We start from the raw sequence: 19,552 nt of genomic DNA, 5'->3' as shown, positions 1-19,552 counted from the left end.
GTTTGGCCGATTTTCATTCGGTTGTTTGGCCGAATGCTGTTATCCATGTAGCCACACCGCCGGCATCGGCAGCAGTGTGCAGTCCGGACAAGGCTATATGACAGCCGACTATGCACACGACTAAATTTTCTGAATGATTTTCCGAATGATTTTTTCTACTATGTTGGTATTATTTCACATTTATTATATATCTTTGCCTTAACAAATGTACAGGGCAACCATGATTGACACAATCGGGATCCTGAAAAATTGTAATATCTCAAAAACCAATCATTAACAAAAAAACCGCTTTTTCCATGAAAAAAAGGTTCTTTCCGGCCTTAATGGCCACAGCATTCCTTGCTTCGGCAGGCATCCCTTCGGCGCAAGCCACTGAGGGGGGGGGCAGTTATGCACCTGTAGCCGCCCAGCAGCAGACCGCGGCCTGCGAAGGCACTGTAACAGACGACACCGGCGAACCGCTCGTCGGCGCCACCGTCAAAGTGGTCGGCGACGCCACAAAAGCCGCCTCCACCGACATCGACGGCAAGTTCAGCCTCAAGGGCGTAAAGGCCGGCTCATCAATCATCGTAAGCTACATCGGCTATAACGACAAGACCGTCGTATGGAACGGTCAGCACCTTGACATCAAACTGTCGGAAGCGGCCAACACACTCGACGAAGTAGTGGTGCTCGGCTACACCGTGCAGACCAAAGAGAGCCTCACAGGCGCCCTCACAAGCATCAAGGACACAAAACTCAAGGACGTGACCACCCCCAACCTCGCCAACATGCTCAACGGCAAGGTTTCGGGCGTATATGTAGCCCCCGGTAGCGGACAGCCCGGCGCCGGAGCAGCTGTAGTGATCCGCGGACAGGCCTCGCTGAGCGGCGCCACCGCCCCGATATGGGTAGTGGACGGAGTGATCGTCGGCACAGGTGCCGGCGACCTCAATCCCGACGACGTGGAGAGCATGACCATCCTCAAGGACGCCGCCTCGACCGCTATCTACGGATCTGACGGAGCCAACGGCGTAGTGGTCGTGACCACCAAGAAGGGTAAGTCGGGCGAAATGAAAGCCAGCGCTTCGGTGAAGCTCGGCATCGCCAACCTCAACAACGGCCGGTTTGAAGTAATGGACGGAGCCGGGCTCTACGACTACTTCGCATCGTTCCAGAACGCAGACGCAATCAAGTTCACACGCTGGACACCCGAGCTGCGCAACGACAACTTCAGCTGGTGGGATCTCGCCACACACACCGGATTCTCGCAGGACTACCACGTGAGCATATCCGGCGGCAACGATAAACTCAACTCCTACTTCTCGCTCGGCTACTACGACGAGGACGGAGCAGTGAAAGGATACAAGTTCCAGAAATACTCCTTCCGCGCCACCACCGAGTACAAGCCCTACAAGTTCCTCACAATCCGGCCCACTCTCTACGGATCGCGCCGCGACATCGAGGACCGTCAGTATTCGGTAAGCGCCATGTACTCGATGCTCCCCTGGGACTCCCCCTACGACGAAGAGGGCAACCTCGTGCCCAACCGCTACAGCGGATGGGTCAACTCCCAGCAGAACAACTACCTCAACGACCTTGAGGCAGGCAATAAGGGCACATCGGTCAACTATGAGTTCAACGGCAACTTCGACTTCGACGTGCAGTTCACCCCCTGGCTCAAATGGCAGAGCGTCAACTCCTACCGCTTCAACCAGTACAAGACTCACAGCTACACCGACCCGCGTTCGGTGGGCGGCGAAGGCGTCGACGGACGCATCTACGAGTGGAGCTCCGACGTAGTCCGCAAATCGACCACACAGAAGCTTCTCTTCAACAAGATGTTCGGCACCAAGCACCGCCTCGACGGCCTGCTCGCCTACGAGTATAAGGACTACAAATACACCTACATGAGCGCCACCGGCGTCGGCTTCGTGCCCGGCATAGAAGTGCTCGACGTCACCGCCAAGCCCGAAGCCGTGGGCGGCGGTGTCACTGAATACGCAGTGCAGTCCTACTTCACAAAGTGGAACTACATGTACGACAACCGCTACCTCCTCGAGGCAGGCTTCCGTCGCGACGGCGCCTCCAACCTCGGACAGCGCTGGGGCAACCTCTACAGCGTCAGCGGCGGATGGATCATCAACCGCGAGAGCTGGTTCAACGCTCCCTGGGTAAGTTTCCTGAAGCTGCGCGCATCCTACGGCAGCGTCGGCAACCGTCCCTCGTCGCTCTATCCGCAGTATGACCTCTACTCCGTTGGCGTCAACTACAACGGCGTCCCCGGAGCACTCATCTCGCAGATCGGCAACAAGGATCTCACATGGGAACGCACCTTCACCGGCGGAGTCGGCCTCGACGCCAACTTCTTCAACGACCGTCTGCGCGTCAACTTCGACTGGTACAACAAGAACACCGACAACGTTATCTACGCAGTGCCCGTCACCGGCCTCGTGGGCGTCACATCGATCTACCGCAACATCGGCAAGATGCGCAACCGAGGCATCGAGCTGACTATCGGCGGAGAGATCATCGCCACACGCGACTGGACATGGAGCCTCGAGGCCAATCTCACCACCAACAAAAACGAGCTCCGCGACCTCTACAAGCAGAAAGAAGCCGACGGCACAATGGTGGTCAAGCCCGTGATCATCGGTGACGGATCAGGCATAGCCGGATCGGCCAACCGTCTGCTTGAGGTCGGCGAACCTGTCGACACATACTGGCTCAAGGAATGGGCCGGCGTCAACCCCGACAACGGAGCACCCCAGTGGTATATGGACGACGAGGACGGCAACAAGGTCATCACAGACAACTATGCCAAGGCCGACTACTACAAGGTAGGAAGCGTGTCGCCCGACTTCTACGGCGGATTCTCCACAAGCCTCCGCTGGAAAGACCTCGACCTCAACGCCAACTTCGGCTACAGCGTCGGCGGCAAGATCTTCAACTACTCGCGTATTGAATACGACTCCGACGGTGCCTACGTCGACCGCAACCAGATGAAGCTTCAGAGCGGATGGAGCCGCTGGGAAAAACCCGGCGACATCGCCACACACCCCGTAGCGAAATACAACAACACCGACAAAGGCAACCTCGCATCGTCGCGATTCCTTGAGGACAGCGACTTCCTCAAGCTCCGCTCGCTCACCGTCGGCTACAACTTCAACCAGCTCCGCCGCTATGGCATCTCCAACCTGCGCGTCTCGCTCAGCGGCGAAAACCTCTTCACCGTCACCAAGTACTCGGGTGTCGACCCCGAACTCCCCGCATCGGACGGAGTAGTGATGGGAACCACCGGCGCATCGGTATATCCGTCGGTCCGCCGCTTCTCGCTCGGAATCAACATCACCCTTTAACCTCTAAGCAATTACAGAAATGAAAAAGATATTGACCGCTGCCGTAGCGGCAGCCGCGATGATCACGGCATCATGCGATGTGGAGCGTCTTCCAAACGGCTCCATGTCGGCAGAGCAGGTGACCGGCAATCCGGAAGCATCGCTCGACGCACTCATGAACGGCGTCTATGCCCAGCTCAAGACATGGTCCGACCCCATGCACCGCTGCGGCGAATATGCCGGCGACAACATGATGATCCGAGGCAACTCCACCGACGCCTTCTTCGAGTTCATCTCCTTCGCCCGCACCCCCAACAACTACCGCCTGCAGAACTTCTGGGACTACGGCTACAAGGGCATAGCACAGGCTTCCAACATCATCAACATGTTTGAGGAAGGAAAATCCGCCGAGGTCGACAACGCCCTCGGAGAGTGCTACTACGTGCGCGGAATGCTCTACTTCTATTTCGTGCGCGCCTACGGCCGTCCCTACTATCAGGCTCCCGAGAAAAACCTCGGTGTGCCCATCGTCAACGGCACCCCGGAGGACGTGATCGGCGACCTGCATCTCGACGACCGCGCCACCGTAGCACAGACCTACGAGCAGGTGATCTCCGACCTCAGAAAGGCCGAGGAACTGATTACCGTCGACAAGGGTCCGGCCTACGCCTCGAAAGGCGCCGCACAGGCCATGCTTTCGCGTGTGTATCTCTACATGAGCGGAACCTACGAAAACCCCAACAACGAGTATGCACGCCTCGCAGTAGAGTATGCCGACAAGGTGATCAACTCCGGCGACTACTCGCTCGTCAGCCGCGACGATCTGATGAAATATCCCACCATCGTGCCTGAAAACAACCCTGAGGCTATATTCGTGGTAAAGCGCGTAGAAACCGAATTCTCCGGATTTGACCACTACTACGGCATCGGCGGCATGTATGCCAACATCGGCGGCATGGGCTGGGGCGAAATGTATGCATCGGCCAAGTACATCGATCTGCTCAACGAAACGGGCCGCAACGACTGGCGCGAGGAATCCTACTATCTCAGCGACGCACGCGCGGCCTACATCGAACCTACTTACGAGACCACTCTGGCCAAAGATCCGGTGACAGGTGAGCAAAACGTGCCCTACGAGGTGATCCGCTTCATCGTGTGGACCACACCCGACGTTCAGGACTACGTGCAGCTCCGCATACACCGCGACGCCAACGGAGTGCCTGTCGATGCCTACGACACCAAGACCGACGACAACGGCAACACGGTGATCGACAACACCTATCCGCTCACAGCAGTCGATGCCGCACAGGACATCTACTCGATCACCTACACTACCGAGAAGGGCGGCAAACAGACTGTCGACGGATTCATCGACTACTACATCTCGCTCAACCGCGTGTATCCGCAGTTCTACATCACCAAGTGCTCACGCGAAGGCGAGGAATCACACCTCCATTCGCCCGTCATCAGCCGTCTGAGCGAAATCTACCTCAACCGCGCTGAAGCCAATGCAAAACTCGGACAATACGGCCAGGCTCTCCAGGACCTCAATCTCGTCCGCGGCCGCGCCATCATCGGCGGCGAGTATCCGACGCTTGACGCCACCAACGCTGCCGAACTCATCGACAAGGAGCGCACACTCGAGCTTGCATATCAGGCCGAGAGGAGCTACGACGTGTTCCGCAACGGAGGCACACTCACCCGCCACTATCCCGGCGCGCACACACAGTCGCAGGAGATACCGGCCACTGAGTACCGCGTAGTCTACTACATCCCCCAGAATGCGATCAACGCATATCCCGGCACACTCACTCAGAACCCCACTGACAACGCCGGAGTGATCCTCAACTGACCCGGACACCTCCCTGCGAGGTGACCCAACAGATACCGGACTCCCCGGAGCAGCCTCGCAGGCTGCTCCGGGGAGTCTCTTTTTCATCACCCATGCTCCAACCATCAGATCTTTTCCCATTGTGAACATGCAAGCTGACGCGGCTGCCGGCTCCGTTAGCATTTATTTAGTCTATTTTTAAGATTTGTAAGACGGATTTTACGTATATTTGCGGCTTAATCAAAACCAAAAAACCACATAGATTATGTCAGAAATCAAATGCGTAGGCATCCTCACTTCGGGAGGCGACGCTCCCGGAATGAACGCAGCCATCCGCGCCGTCACACGCGCGGCCATCTTCGCCGGATTTAAGGTAAAGGGCATCTATCGCGGCTACAAGGGTCTGATCTCCGACGAGATACAGGATTTCAAGACCCAGAACGTCAGCAACATCATACAGCTCGGCGGCACAATCCTCAAGACAGCACGCTGCCCGGAATTCACCACACCCGAAGGCCGTCAGCTGGCCTATGACAATATCAAACGCCACGGCATCGACGCCCTGGTGGTGATCGGAGGCGACGGATCGCTCACCGGAGCACGCATTTTTGCCAACGAGTTCAATCTGCCCTGCATAGGCCTGCCCGGCACCATCGACAACGACCTCTACGGCACCGACACGACCATCGGATATGACACCGCGCTCAACACCATCATGGAGTGCGTCGACAAGATCCGCGACACTGCCACCTCCCACGAGCGACTTTTCTTCATCGAGGTCATGGGCCGCGACGCCGGATTTCTGGCTCTCAACGGAGCCATCGCATCGGGAGCGGAAGCGGCCATCATACCGGAGATCTCCACCGAGGTCGACCAGCTGGCCGAACTGATACAGAACGGATTCCGCAAATCGAAAAACTCCTCGATCGTGCTCGTGGCCGAAAGCCCCGTCACCGGAGGCGCCATGGGCATGGCCGAACGCGTCAAGAACGAATATCCGGGCTACGACGTGCGTGTGTCCATACTCGGCCACCTGCAGCGCGGCGGATCGCCCACAGCCCACGACCGCATACTGGCTTCGCGCATGGGAGCGGCTGCCATCGACGCACTGCTTGAGGATCAGCGCAACGTCATGATAGGCATCTCGAACGACAACATCTGCTACGTGCCGTTCACCAAGGCCATCAAGAACGACAAGCCCATCAACCGGGCGCTCCTCGACACCCTGCGCCGCCTGTCGATCTGATGGACCGCCAAGGTTTCCCCGAAATTCCCTCCGGATTCGTCCGGGAGATAGAGTCATACGGCTCACCGCTGACGCAAGGCCTCGCGGCCGCGCTCGACGGTGAGCCGTCGGTGGCTGTACGCGTCAATCCGGCCAAAGGTGTTCCCGACGGAAAATGGGACGCCACACGGCCGGTGCCCTGGTGCGCCGAAGGCTTCTACCTTCCGGAGCGCCCGCTTTTCACTGCCGATCCGCATCTCCATCAGGGACGCTACTACGTGCAGGACGCATCCTCGATGATCATAGCCCGCGTTGTAGCAGGTCTGGCCGACGGACGCCCCGTCAGCTATCTCGACGCCTGCGCGGCTCCCGGCGGCAAGACCACCGCCGCCCTGTCGGCTCTGCCACCCGGATCGGTGGCCGTCGCCAACGAATTTGACCGCAAACGCCACGTAATCCTCTGCGAGAACCTCGCCAAATGGGGCGTTCCGGCCACAGTCACACAAGGCTCCGTCGGACAGTTCGGAAGCTATCCGGCCTCATTCGACATCGTGGCCGCCGACGTTCCCTGCTCCGGCGAGGGAATGATGCGCAAGGACGCCGAAGCGCGCCGCCAGTGGACTCTGGCCCTGACCGCGCAGTGCGCCTCGCTCCAGAGAGAGATCATAGCCGATCTGTGGCCCGCCATCCGACCCGGAGGCTATCTGATCTACAGCACCTGCACCTTCAACCGCCATGAAAACGAGGAAAACGTGGAGTGGATCATCAACACCCTCGGCGGAGAGACCGTCATGCCACAGCCAATCGACCCTTCATGGGGTATCGCGCCCGGTATCGGCACCGATGCATGGTGCATGCGTTTCATGCCCCATCGGCTCGACGGCGAAGGACTCTTCATGGCCATAATACGTAAGAGCGACGGAGCCATAGGAAAACAAACGCGCCCGACACGCGGACAGACACTCCGGCACGACCGCCGCTACGACCGCTGCAGGGAGTGGATAGCCTCGCCCGAAGCCATCATATCGCCTGAAGGCAACCGGCTGCTGGCATATCTGCCATGCGCCCTGCCGGCAGCATTGTGGCCACGCATCGAGCTGGGCGAGATCAAAGGCAAGGACATCGTGCCCTCGCAGCAGCTCGCCATGTCGACTTTGCTCAATGCCGGCCTGTTCAATTCATGCGATATAAGCGGCCCGACAGCGGTCGCATTCCTGCGGCGCGAGGCCGTCGGCATCGATGCGCCGCGCGGATTCGTTCTGCTCAAATTCGACGGACTCCCCCTCGGGTGGGTGAAAAATCTCGGCAACCGCGCCAACAATCTCTATCCGCAGGAGTGGCGCATACGCATGAGCCTCTGATCTCACCGGATCACCTTATCACCTTATCAGCACCTTCACCACTCTCCGTGGCGTCGCAACGATATAATATCCATGCGGCAGCGACGCCCCCTTCAGGCCGTCGGCGCGACCGCTATACACTATCCTGCCCGCGAGATCGCTGACAGTCACCGTCTCGGCTCCGTCTGTCATACCGTCCCACGGCGAACGTATGCCCGACACCACGGGCGCGGCCACAACCTTGACACGACACTCGGCCACGACTCCCGATCCATCAATCGCCGATGCCGTCACCACAGCGCTCCCCTCGGCCAGAGCCTCGATCAGTCCGGACTCACTCACAGTGGCGACATGCGCGTCAGACACTGCCCAGCTCACCCTGCTGTCAGTAGCATTGTCGGGAGTCACCGCAGCGGTCAGCTGCATCGTTTCACCCTCGGTCAGCTCCACCTCCTCCGACGAAAGCACGATCGTCGCCACAAGGTATATACGCGGCGAAGCCTTGACAGTAGCCGACGCACTTCTGGCAACGCCGTCGGGCGTTGTCACCGTCACTGTGACGGTCACCTCCCCGGGACGCATGATCAGGAATCGTCCGGGCGAAATCATGCGCGCCATTTCCGGATCCGAAACACTCCATTCCACCTCAGGCTCGGTGGCATCCGACGGACCGTAGGTCAGCGCAAATTCTATCTCGTCGCCCTCCGTACACTCCGCGGCGTTGGCCGTCAGAGCCACCTCCTCCACCGATATGATGCGGCGTTTCACCGTCACCCTGCACACTGCCTCCTGTCCGAAGCCGTCATGAGCTGTAGCCTTTATCTCAGCCATGCCGGGAGCCACGGCGGTCACCGTGCCGTCGGCTGCCACTACTGCCACCGACTCATCCGTACTGCTCCAGTCCACACCATTGTCGGTAGCATCGTCGGGAGTCACTATAGCCGACAGTCCATGCGTATCACCCTCTATCAGCTCCATTTCAGAGACGTCAAGCGTCACGCCTGCCACCGGTATGATACGTTTAAGCACCTTCACATCGCACGAGGCCACCACGCCCGACCCGTCGAGAGCCGCGACAGTGACAACCGCCTCGCCCGGCACAAGCGCCGTCAGCAGGCCGTCGGCCGAAACAGTCACCACCGATTCGTCGGAGCTCCTCCATTCGACCCTGCGGTCGGTGGCATTGGCCGGATATACCGCAGCCGCAAGCGCACGGGTGTCGCCCTCGGTCAGTTCCACACTCTCCTCGTCAATCAAAATCATGGCCACAGGCTTGGGATCCACATATACCCGAAACACAAACGCCGGCACATCGCCCTTGACCAGACGGACTGTCACAATCGCCTCGCCCACCTGCAGACCATGGAGAGTTCCGTCAGGATCCACAGCCACCACCGACTCGTCGGAGCTGTGCCATTCGAGAGCCTGATATGTGGCGTTGTCGGGCACCACCTGCGCCTTTATGCGCGAAGCATCGCCCTGCTGCAGCTGTATGTCCGTGCCGTGCGCCGGCTCGAATAGGATATTGACTGCCTTTACCGGTTCGAGCGTAGTACGCTGGTGAAACAGACGCCAACCGTTGGCCGCCGCATAGGCGGCGCCACGCTCGGCAGGCTCGTAGAGCATCGCCGACGCGAACACATCCGCCGGAAAGAACCGGTCGGTAGTCGTCGGAGGCTGCAGAGCTGTCACCGTCACATGCGTGACATCGGCGCATCCGTCGAAAGCGTCGGTTGCGATCGATACCACATGACATCCTATGCCTACACTTTCCAGCGACGAGCATCCGCTGAATGTCGCCGCCCATATATTTTCCACCATATCCGGAACATCTATCGCCTGAAGCGAGCTGCAGCCCCTGAAAGCCACAGAACCGATCGACGACAGTCGATTGTTGAGTTTCACCGCGCGGAGACCCGTGCAACCGTCAAACGCTCCATTGCCTATACTCTCACAGCCTGCCGGCACATCCACCGCATGCAACGACACGCAATCCCTGAACGCCTCATCGCCGATCGATTCGAGATCAATCGACATTACGGGCATCACCTCCATAGCGCGGCATCCGGCAAACAGGCTGTCGGGTATCACAGTCAGCCCCATACCCGACTGTGTCGAGAGCGATTTGAGCGACAGGCAGTCGGCAAACACTGCCTTGCCGAGTGTCGTCGACAGGACTTTGCCTGACTCAAGCCCGGTGGCCGACAGCGCATAGTCACCGTAACGCACACTCGCCGGAGGTAACGATATCAGCAACTCGCACCCTTCGAACGCGCGCGTATCGATCGTGGCAAGATGCTTAGGCCATAGAGCCACACCATCAAGCGGCAACGCGGCACAGCGCTGAAAAGCACGCTTTCCGATCATCCTCACCGCCGACGGAATGGCGAAATCCTCAAGTGCGACGCATCCCATGAACGTTTCGTCGGGGATCTTGTCAAGACGCTGACTGAGCACAGCTTTCGCAAGCTTCGTGCAGCCTTTGAAAACCGACCGCCCGAGCGTAGTGACCGATGACAGATCGCTCTCCACCATACTCACACACCCCTCGAAAGCCGAACTGCCGACTTTGTTCACCGACGCGGGCACTCTTACAACCTGCAGGTCGGGACAGCCGAGAAACGCCGCCTCGCCGATCTCGGACACACTCTCCGGAACGTCGAAACTGTACATCCGCTTCACGCCGGCAAAGAAATTGTCGGGAATCATACGGACATTTTCCCCGAACGTCACCCTGACGCTGCTCGTACCCGACAGCGGAGGCTGATAGCGAGTGCCGCTCATGGGGCACCGCGTGGCGTTGAACTGTATATTCTCTATGCCTGAGTTGGCGAACGCCTCCGATCCGACGTATGTCACATTCTCGGCGATAGTGAACGACTTCAGACTCTTGCAACCCGAAAAGGCCTCTCCACCGATGGTGGCGAGCATCGACCGGGATGCCATCTCTACCTTCGCAAGCTTGGCGCACAGCATGAACGCACGCGGTCCGATCTCCGTCACCCCGTCGGGTATCGCGATCTCCTTAAGCTGGCCGCAGCTGCGGAACGCGTCAAGATCAATCTTCTTAAGCCATAGCGGAAGCTCCACCGACAGCACGTTGTTGCTGCCCATGAAAGCTTCGGCGCCGATCTCTGTCACCCTGTATTTCTGTCCTGTATCGCGGTCGGTCACCTCATCGGGGACTACATACGACGAACTGCTATAGCCATAAGGCTTATTTCCCGACGAAGGCTTCAACAAACGACACTCGCCGGACCGGCCGGCGATCGTTTCAAACCGCAATACGTCGTAAGTCGAACGATGATACTCGAATATGGTCTGCGAACTGGCACATGGCGCTGCTATCCACAGCAATGCCATAAGCAAATACTTTATCATAATACTGGTCATGAATCCCTGTGCCGCAAAATTAACAAAAAATCACCACCTGCTAAAATCGCGTAACGACCTCGACATAGAAACACCGATCCGCAACCACTCCACGCATACATCATGACACCACCGTCCCACACAACATTTATCACGTATCATAGACCATTCACCCGCGTTTTTTCGTATTTCGCGGATTCTTGGTAACTTTGCAGCGTGAAGAGAAAAGCTGCGAAGATATTTTCCGCCGCGTTGCTGCTTGTGTTCGTCAACTTTATGTTTTCGAACACCGTGTTCACACACTATCATCTGCTCTCCGGAGGACGGCTGGTGGCACACTCCCATCCCTACACATCATCTTCACACCATACCCATACGGCGAATGAGCTTGACCTCATAGCATCACTCAACCTCACGGCCTCTTCGGCCGACACGCCATGCGCGGATCCGTCCGATGCCGCTCCAATACAATACGCCTTAATCGTAGGCCATTATGACGCCACGACGCCATACGCCGGCCATCTCAGCGCAAAACTGCGCGGACCACCCTGCTGCTGATGATGATCCCCACACATACCCGCACTTGACCACAAGGCATTTCCGACCGTTTCGTGAAACTGCCCGCGGCCACTGCGACCCTATTGCAAAATTCCACATCATCAACAGTTTCACAAATGACCAGACGAATCATCATCGCGCTGATGGCATACACCATCGGCATCTCCTGCATATCAGCACAAAACAGTAAGACAACCGACGCAAACATAGGCGGCCACGTGCTCGACACCGAGAGCGGCGAACACATGCCGGGCTGCGTCATAAGAATCCTCGGCACGAGCCTCGCCACCGTTACCGACGCATCGGGTCACTATATATTCCGCGATCTCAAGCCCGGAGAATACACACTTGAGGCAAGCTGCACCGGATACGTCACCACACGGCTTGAAACATCTGTAGAGCCGCGGCGGACAGTAGAAGTCAATTTCGATCTCGCCCCCGACGCGTTCATGCTCGACCAGGTGGTGGTCACCTCATCGAAGAGCGAAACGCTCCGCCGTGAGAGCCCATCGCTCGTCAACGTGATCAACGGCTCAATGTTCCAGCGGCTCGGGGCGTGCTCACTCGCCGACGGACTCGACTTCCAGCCCGGAGTGCGCGTGGAGAACGACTGCCAGAACTGCGGCTTCACGCAGGTGCGCATCAACGGACTCGACGGACACTACTCGCAGATACTCATGAACTCCCGCCCCGTATTCTCGGCTCTGACCGGAGTCTACGGGCTCGAACAGATACCGGCCAACATGATCGACCGCGTGGAGGTGATGCGCGGAGGCGGATCGGCGCTCTTCGGCTCATCGGCCATAGGAGGCACCATCAACATCATCACCAAAGATCCGATGACCAACTCCGCACAGGTATCGCACCAGCTGACGTCGATCGGCCCCTCGGGATCGTTTGACAACAACACCACCCTCAACGCATCGGTGGTCACCGACAACGGCCTTGCGGGGCTATTCATCTACGGACAGAGCCGCCACCGCGACGGATATGACCACAACGGCGACGGATTCACCGAAGTGGCACAGCTCAAGACACAGACACTCGGAGCGCGCAGCTTCTTCCGCACTTCCGACATCAGCAAGCTCACCGTCGAATATCACAATACCCACGAATACCGCCGCGGAGGCGACAATCTCAAGCTTCCGCCCCATATGGCGATGATAGCCGAACAGACCGACCACAACATCCACGCCGGAGAAGCCACCTTCGACCTCTGGCTGCGCGACCGCCGCGACCACCTGTCGGTGTTCGCCGCCAGCCAGAACACCCGACGTCAGAGCTACTACGGATCTGAAATGGATCCCGACGCCTACGGACGCACCTCCGACCTGGTTATCACCGCCGGAGGTCAGTGGACCCACTCGATGGACCGCTTCCTCTTCATGCCGGCCAAGCTCGTGGCGGGCACGGAGTACTCCTTCAACCGCCTGCATGATGTCACCCTCGGCTATGACCACAACGTGAAGCAGTGCGTTCGCATCTACAGCGGCTATCTGCAGAACGAATGGCGCGACGAGCGATGGGGCTTTCTGGCCAGCGCCCGTGTCGACAAGCACTCGCTGATCCACGACCCCATAATATCGCCCCGACTCAACATACGCTTCAACCCGTCGTCAAACATGAATTTCAGAGCATCCTACTCCACCGGCTTCCGCTCGCCGCAGGCCTACGACGAAGACTTCCACGTGGCAATCGTAGGCGGCGAACGTGTCGTCACCGTGCTTGCACCAGGCCTCAAGCAGGAAAGCTCGCAGAGCGTGAGCCTCTCGGCCGACCTCTACCACCGTTTCGGCAACGTGCAGACCAATCTGCTCGTCGAGGCATTCTTCACCGACCTGCGTGATGTGTTCGCCCTACGACAGCTCGAAGGGACCGACGCCGCGGGCAACGCCGTGCTCGAACGCTACAATGGCAGCGGAGCGCGCGTAATGGGCATGAATCTTGAAGCCAAGGCATTTTTCTCCAACCATTTCGACATGCAGGGCGGCATCACTCTGCAAAGCAGCCGCTACAAGAAACCCGAACAGTGGAGCGACAACCCTGCCGTGCCGGCTGAGAAAAAAATGTTCCGCACGCCTGACATCTACGGATATATCACCGCCAACTGGGAAATAACCCATCGGCTTACGGCCACATTCAACGCCACCGGCACAGGCCCCATGACCGTACAGCATATGGAGGGATCGGGCACGGATGTGGATCTGGCAGTGCGCACACAGTCGTTTTTCGACGCATCGGTCAAACTCACTTACAATTTCAAGCTTTTCAACCGCGTGAATCTCGATGTTTCGGCCGGAGTCAGCAACATTTTCAACTCCTATCAGAACGATTTCGACTCCGGTGTCAACCGTGACTCTGGCTATATTTACGGCCCGGCTCTCCCCCGATGCATCAACGCCGGGGTCTCCATCAGCCTATAAAAGCCCGCTGACGTCATGAAAAAACGCTTCCCGTACACAACTCTGTACAGGAAGCGTTTTTAGTATTGTCGCGAATCGTCGGCTTACTGAAGCAGCGACTCAATGTAGGCTGTGAAGTCAGCCTCCGACATCGAGCCGATCTGGTTGGCCACCACAGAGTCGGCGCTGATAGCCGTGATCTGCGGGATGGACTGCGCCTGATACTGCGCTGCGAGCGCGGGGCACGAATCGGTATCGACCGAGAAGAATGTTATACGGTCGGCATATTTGGCAGCCACCTTGTGGAATACAGGCTTGAACTGCTGGCACGGGCCGCACCATGTGGCGTTGAAGTCGATCACTGCGAGCGGAGTCGAGAAAGAGAGAGCGGTGTCGCCTGCGGCAACCTCGATCACAGCCTCAGCGGGAGCAGCTACAGCCACGGTATCGTTCTGCGATGCCTCTGCGGCGGCCGATCCGGTCTTTGAAGAGCATGCAGCCATCAGCGCCATCGAAGCGGCGGCTGCAACAATGATGTTAAGCACTTTCATAGTCGTTGTTGTAATTTTTTTTGTTATTCCGTTTGTTATTCGGAGGCAAAATTAGCCAATTTCAAGACGCTTTGCAAAAATCACCACCACGATTTTTTGAAACATGGGGAGTTTGCCCTAACTTTGCAATAACTTTACACGAAACTGATGTCGGATCAGGGCACAGACCTCCCGACCACCCCATTATTGACACAAACATTCAGACAAAACAATCGATTCGGATATGAAATCTTATCTTGCCATTGTAGCGATGACTATCATCTGCGGCTGGCTCCCCCTTGCCGCACAGAGCCGCGGCGACAACCTGCAGCGCGAGGCCGACGCCGCGCTTGAGCAGAAAGAGTATGTCAAGGCCCGCTACCACTATCTCAAAGCCTACGAAGCATTTGCCAAGGAGCAGAACGCCGACAAGGCCGTGCCGGCCGCTGTCAACGTCAGCGCGCTATACCACCGCGAGAACTACTACAGGGAAGCGTTCGAAACACTTATGGGCGCCGAAGCCGTGCTCTCCGCAGCCGAGACCGAGCAGGGAAAACAGCGTCCCGGACTCCACTACCCGATAGCACGCGAACGCCACCGCATGTACATGAAGCTTAAAAATGTAGAAAAAGCGCGCGAACAGCTCGCCAGAATGCGACAGTGGGCACAGGACGAGAAAAATCCCGAAACCGACAAGGATCTGCTGACCACCGAAGCCAACTTCTACTACACATTCGGACAGCCCGACAAAGGCGATCAGGCAATCAACCAGCTCATAGCGCTGTATCTCAACGACAACAACTACGACAAGGCCGACGAATGCTACAAGACAATAATACAGACCGCCACACGCACCAACAATGCGCGGATGCTCGCACGATCATACGAGAAATATCTCGCATGGAGCGACAGCATAGGCAAAGTCAGAGCCGCCGCTGAATACGCACGGCTCAACGCCGACTACGAGGCCGCGAAGCAGACCATCGAGGAGCGCGACTCATCGCTTACAGCAAAGACAGCCATAATAGTCGGGCTCATAGCACTGGCGGCACTGCTCGCCGTGGCGCTCGTGATGCTCGGCATCAGCCTCGTGCGCTATATCGCCACCACCAAACGGCAGAAAAAAGCCATCAACACCGCCAAAGCCAACAATGAGATGAAGAGCCGTTTCATAGCCAACATATCGTCGCAGATGGCTCCGACTCTCGACACCCTGCCGCAGAATCTGCCGGCCGTCAAGGCTCTGAAAGGCTTTGCCGAGCATATACAGACCCTCTCCGACCAGGAGAACGCCATCGACCAGCCGCTCCCCACCGAAGAGGTCAACGTGGCCGACTTCTGTCAGGAAGCAGCCGCGCGTGTCGAACCGCTTCTGCGCCCCGAGGTGACGCTATCGGTCAACGCCCCCAAGATGAGCGCGCGCATCAACGCCGAAGCGCTCGCCGGCATCATCGACCATCTGCTCTCCAACGCAGCCGAATACACCCCCGCAGGAGGCAAGATCACACTCGAATTCAAAAAGCGCGGCCCGCACAACATACAGTTCATCGTCACTGACAGCGGCCCCGGAATAGCCCCGGAAGCGAGAGCCGACCTCTTCAAACCGTTCGCGCAGGTGCGTGACCTCACCGGTGGCGACGGGCTCGGACTCCCCATCTGCGCCGTGACAGCCGCGCGCATGAACGGCACTGTACGCCTCGACGAGGAGTATGTCCACGGAGCACGCTTCATCGTGGAGTTGCACCCCTGATCCGACCCGTAACCACACTACAACATTTCACAGAAAAACAAGTCATATCAGACATAATGGAAAAGAATTTCAAACGCACACTCATCACCACCGCGCTCCCCTACGCCAACGGACCGGTGCATATCGGTCACCTCGCCGGCGTGTACGTGCCGGCCGACATCTACGCCCGCTACCTCCGCCTGAAGGGGCAGGAAGTGGTGATGGTGGGAGGAAGCGACGAGCACGGAGTGCCCATCACCATCAAGGCACGCGAAGAGGGCGTAACGCCGCAGGATATCGTCGACCGCTATCATGCCATAATCCGCGACTCGATGAAGGAGCTTGGCATCACGTTCGACGTGTATTCGCGCACCACGAGCGACATCCACGCCCGCACCGCCTCCGAATTTTTCCGCCGCCTGTATGACAACGGCTGTTTCGAGGTGCAGACATCCATGCAGCCCTACGACGCCGAAGCCGGTGAATTTCTGGCCGACCGCTACGTAGGCGGCACATGCCCCCACTGCGGAAAACAGGCCTACGGCGACCAGTGCGAGGCCTGCGGCACATCACTCTCAGCCACCGAGCTGATCGATCCGTACTCGCGCCTGACATCCGCACCGGTCAGCTGGCGCGAAACCACCCACTGGTATCTCCCCCTCAACAAGTATGAGGAGCGGCTGCGCCACTGGATACTCGACGAACACCCGGAATGGAAGCCTAACGTGGCCGGACAATGCAAGTCATGGCTCGACATGGGTCTGCAGCCCAGAGCCGTCAGCCGCGACCTCAAATGGGGCGTGCCCGTGCCGGTCGAAGGCGCCGAAGGCAAGGTGCTCTACGTGTGGTTCGACGCTCCCATAGGCTACATATCCAACACCAAGGAGATACTGCCCGACAGCTGGGAGAAATGGTGGAAAGATCCAGAAACGCGCATCATCAACTTCATAGGCAAGGACAACATCGTGTTCCACTGCATCGTGTTCCCCGCCATGCTCATGGCCTACGGCGACGGATTCCAGCTTCCCGACAACGTGCCTGCCAACGAATTTCTCAACCTTGAGGGCGACAAGATTTCCACCTCGCGCAACTGGGCCATCTGGCTCCACGAGTATCTGCGCGAATTCCCCGGCAAACAGGACGTGCTCCGCTACGTGCTGACAGCCAACGCGCCCGAAACAAAGGACAACGACTTCACATGGGCCGACTTCCAGGCACGCAACAACAACGAACTCGTGGCCATACTCGGCAACTTCGTCAACCGCGCCGCAGTGCTCACCCACAAATACTTCGGAGGGATGGTGCCCGCAGCCGGGGAACCCAACGACACCGACCGCGCCATGATGGAGGAGATACGTCAGACACGCCGCCGTCTTGACGAGGCACTCGACACATTCCACTTCCGCGAAGCGCTTAAGGAAGCCATGGAGATAGCCCGGATCGGCAACCGCTACCTGCAGGAAACCGAACCGTGGAAGACCGCCAAGACCGACGAACAGCGCACAGCCACAGTACTCAACCTCGCGCTTCAGATATGCGCCAACCTTGCTGTGGCCTTCGAGCCGTTCCTGCCCTTCGCATCGGCATCGATCGCCTCGATGCTCCGCCTCGACAGACTCAGCTGGGATATGATCGGCACATTCGACCTCGTGCCGGCCGGAATCGAGATAGCCACCCCGCAGCTGCTCTTCGAGAAGATCGACGACTCCGTCATAGCCGCGCAGCTCAAGAAACTCGACGACATCAAGCGCGCCAACCAGCTCAAGGGCTTCAAGGCAGAGCCGCAGGCGCCCGATGTGGACTTCGACACATTCATGAAAGCCGACATACGCGTAGGCACCGTCAAGGAGTGCGTTAAAGTGCCCAAAGCCGACAAACTGCTCAGATTCACCATTGACGACGGGCTCGGCGGACGCACCATAGTCAGCGGCATCGCCAAGCATTACGCGCCCGAGGATCTGGTGGGCAAGCAGGTGTGCTTCATCGCCAACCTGCCGCCGCGCAAACTCAAAGGCATCGAAAGCCAGGGCATGATACTCTCGGCCGAAAACGCCGACGGCAGCCTCGTCGTGATCGGCCCGACCGGACCGGTGGTAGCCGGAGCACAAGTGAAATAAACCGAATGGAACAGAACCGTCCACGCATACTGCTGATCTACACCGGAGGCACCATCGGGATGATCGAAAACCCCACGACGCTCACCCTTGAGCCGTTTGACTTCGACCATCTGATCGACAACGTGCCCAAACTGCGTATGCTCAACTACGAGATCGACAACGTTTCATTTGACCATCCCATAGATTCGAGCGACATGGATCCCGACCACTGGGGATCCATCGCCCGGACTATCCACGACAACTACCGCGCCTACGACGGCTTCGTGGTGCTCCACGGCACCGACACCATGGCCTACACGGCCTCCGCCCTGTCGTTCATGCTTGAGAATCTCGCCAAACCGGTCATCATCACCGGATCGCAGCTCCCCATAGGCGAGGTGCGCACCGACGGCGAGGAAAACCTCATCACAGCAGTGCAGATAGCGGCAGCCACCACCCCCGACGGCCGACCGATGGTACAGGAAGTGGCCATACTCTTCGAGAACTATCTCTGGCGCGGCAACCGCGCCACAAAGATCAGCGCCGACAACTTCAACGCATTCAAAAGCAACAACTATCCGCCCCTGGCACAGATAGGACTCGGCATCCACTTCAACCTCGACGCCCTCTACCGCACTGCCGAACGCCGGCCGCTCCACACCCACTACGCCATGGACCGCCGCGTGATGTTCATCGACCTCTTCCCGGGCATCACAGAGCAGACACTGCGCCACCAGCTCGCCACTCCCGGCATACGCGGAGTGGTACTCAAGACCTTCGGAGCGGGCAACGCCCCGACTGCGCCATGGTTTGCCGAAGCTGTGCGCGAAGCCATAGAGCGCGGCACCGTTGTGGTCAACGTCACACAATGCATCAACGGAGCCGTACACCACCGATATGCCGCCGCCGACGCCCTCATGGCCGCCGGAGCCGTGGCCGGCCACGACATCACCTGCGAGGCCGCCATAACCAAACTGATGTATCTCTTCGGACTCGGACTCGACTCAGCCGAAGTGGCCGACCACTTCGCATGCTCGATATGCGGCGAACTGACCGCCGGCTGACGCTGGTTCCAAAGAGTGGACACCTGATTTTTTTTGCCGATGCAACAGAAAAATTAGTAACTTTGCATCTTTGTAATTTCAACAACAT

General features: G+C 58.3%; 11 protein-coding genes. 9 read left to right on the top strand and 2 right to left on the bottom strand.

Going from position 1 to position 19,552, the window contains the following annotated elements; all coding sequences use genetic code 11:
* Nucleotides 1–296 precede the first annotated feature (296 nt).
* From NF347_RS12595 to NF347_RS12580, 4 genes are all read left to right on the top strand, one after another.
* Nucleotides 297–3,338 carry a SusC/RagA family TonB-linked outer membrane protein gene (locus NF347_RS12595; protein ID WP_107036237.1) on the top strand — a complete coding sequence of 1,014 codons (3,042 nt, stop codon included), beginning with the start codon at nt 297–299 and terminating at the stop codon, nt 3,336–3,338.
* Nucleotides 3,339–3,357: 19 nt separating this feature from the next.
* Entirely contained in the window at nt 3,358–5,169 is a 1,812-nt protein-coding gene (locus NF347_RS12590) for a RagB/SusD family nutrient uptake outer membrane protein (protein WP_107036238.1), read from the top strand.
* Nucleotides 5,170–5,413: 244 nt separating this feature from the next.
* Nucleotides 5,414–6,394: a 6-phosphofructokinase gene (gene pfkA, locus NF347_RS12585; RefSeq protein WP_107036239.1), complete on the top strand. Its 981-nt coding sequence runs from the start codon at nt 5,414–5,416 to the stop codon at nt 6,392–6,394.
* Entirely contained in the window at nt 6,394–7,734 is a 1,341-nt protein-coding gene (locus NF347_RS12580; protein ID WP_107036240.1) for a methyltransferase RsmF C-terminal domain-like protein, read from the top strand. The genes pfkA and NF347_RS12580 overlap by 1 nt, the downstream gene beginning before the upstream one ends.
* Before the next feature lie 18 nt (nt 7,735–7,752).
* Here the strand turns inward: NF347_RS12580 and NF347_RS12575 are convergent, their stop codons facing one another.
* Complete coding sequence (locus tag NF347_RS12575; protein ID WP_274945985.1) at nt 7,753–11,094, bottom strand: leucine-rich repeat protein; 3,342 nt, start codon at nt 11,092–11,094, stop codon at nt 7,753–7,755.
* Between the two features lie 267 nt (nt 11,095–11,361).
* On the opposite strand from NF347_RS12575, the gene NF347_RS12570 reads away from it, so the two are divergent.
* Nucleotides 11,362–11,643, top strand: coding sequence for a hypothetical protein (locus NF347_RS12570; RefSeq protein WP_128702201.1), 282 nt, complete (start codon nt 11,362–11,364; stop codon nt 11,641–11,643).
* Between the two features lie 116 nt (nt 11,644–11,759).
* Nucleotides 11,760–14,066 carry a TonB-dependent receptor gene (locus NF347_RS12565; RefSeq protein WP_237613023.1) on the top strand — a complete coding sequence of 769 codons (2,307 nt, stop codon included), beginning with the start codon at nt 11,760–11,762 and terminating at the stop codon, nt 14,064–14,066.
* A gap of 83 nt (nt 14,067–14,149) precedes the next feature.
* Here the strand turns inward: NF347_RS12565 and NF347_RS12560 are convergent, their stop codons facing one another.
* Complete coding sequence (locus NF347_RS12560) at nt 14,150–14,596, bottom strand: thioredoxin family protein (RefSeq protein WP_107036243.1); 447 nt, start codon at nt 14,594–14,596, stop codon at nt 14,150–14,152.
* Nucleotides 14,597–14,819: 223 nt separating this feature from the next.
* On the opposite strand from NF347_RS12560, the gene NF347_RS12555 reads away from it, so the two are divergent.
* Genes NF347_RS12555 through NF347_RS12545 form a run of 3 tightly spaced genes read left to right on the top strand, consistent with a single transcriptional unit; the run spans nt 14,820 to nt 19,464 of the window.
* Entirely contained in the window at nt 14,820–16,325 is a 1,506-nt protein-coding gene (locus tag NF347_RS12555) for a sensor histidine kinase (protein ID WP_107036244.1), read from the top strand.
* A gap of 56 nt (nt 16,326–16,381) precedes the next feature.
* Nucleotides 16,382–18,421: a methionine--tRNA ligase gene (metG, locus tag NF347_RS12550; protein ID WP_107036245.1), complete on the top strand. Its 2,040-nt coding sequence runs from the start codon at nt 16,382–16,384 to the stop codon at nt 18,419–18,421.
* A 5-nt stretch (nt 18,422–18,426) separates the two neighbouring features.
* Entirely contained in the window at nt 18,427–19,464 is a 1,038-nt protein-coding gene (locus tag NF347_RS12545; RefSeq protein ID WP_107036246.1) for an asparaginase, read from the top strand.
* Nucleotides 19,465–19,552: the final 88 nt, after the last annotated feature.

The organism is Paramuribaculum intestinale (assembly GCF_030759015.1).
GTDB classification, from domain to species: domain Bacteria; phylum Bacteroidota; class Bacteroidia; order Bacteroidales; family Muribaculaceae; genus Paramuribaculum; species Paramuribaculum intestinale.
The sequence above is the reverse complement of the archived record's forward strand: the minus strand, read 5'-3'. Positions and strand labels throughout refer to the sequence as shown.

Bases quoted from the DNA above. Each gene is read 5' to 3' on its own strand.
- NF347_RS12595 (WP_107036237.1), top strand. From the start codon at position 297: ATGAAAAAAAGGTTCTTTCCGGCCTTAATGGCCACAGCATTCCTTGCT.
- NF347_RS12590 (WP_107036238.1), top strand. From the start codon at position 3,358: ATGAAAAAGATATTGACCGCTGCCGTAGCGGCAGCCGCGATGATCACG.
- pfkA (WP_107036239.1), top strand. From the start codon at position 5,414: ATGTCAGAAATCAAATGCGTAGGCATCCTCACTTCGGGAGGCGACGCT.
- NF347_RS12580 (WP_107036240.1), top strand. From the start codon at position 6,394: ATGGACCGCCAAGGTTTCCCCGAAATTCCCTCCGGATTCGTCCGGGAG.
- NF347_RS12575 (WP_274945985.1), bottom strand. From the start codon at position 11,094: ATGATAAAGTATTTGCTTATGGCATTGCTGTGGATAGCAGCGCCATGT.
- NF347_RS12570 (WP_128702201.1), top strand. From the start codon at position 11,362: ATGTTTTCGAACACCGTGTTCACACACTATCATCTGCTCTCCGGAGGA.
- NF347_RS12565 (WP_237613023.1), top strand. From the start codon at position 11,760: ATGACCAGACGAATCATCATCGCGCTGATGGCATACACCATCGGCATC.
- NF347_RS12560 (WP_107036243.1), bottom strand. From the start codon at position 14,596: ATGAAAGTGCTTAACATCATTGTTGCAGCCGCCGCTTCGATGGCGCTG.
- NF347_RS12555 (WP_107036244.1), top strand. From the start codon at position 14,820: ATGAAATCTTATCTTGCCATTGTAGCGATGACTATCATCTGCGGCTGG.
- metG (WP_107036245.1), top strand. From the start codon at position 16,382: ATGGAAAAGAATTTCAAACGCACACTCATCACCACCGCGCTCCCCTAC.
- NF347_RS12545 (WP_107036246.1), top strand. From the start codon at position 18,427: ATGGAACAGAACCGTCCACGCATACTGCTGATCTACACCGGAGGCACC.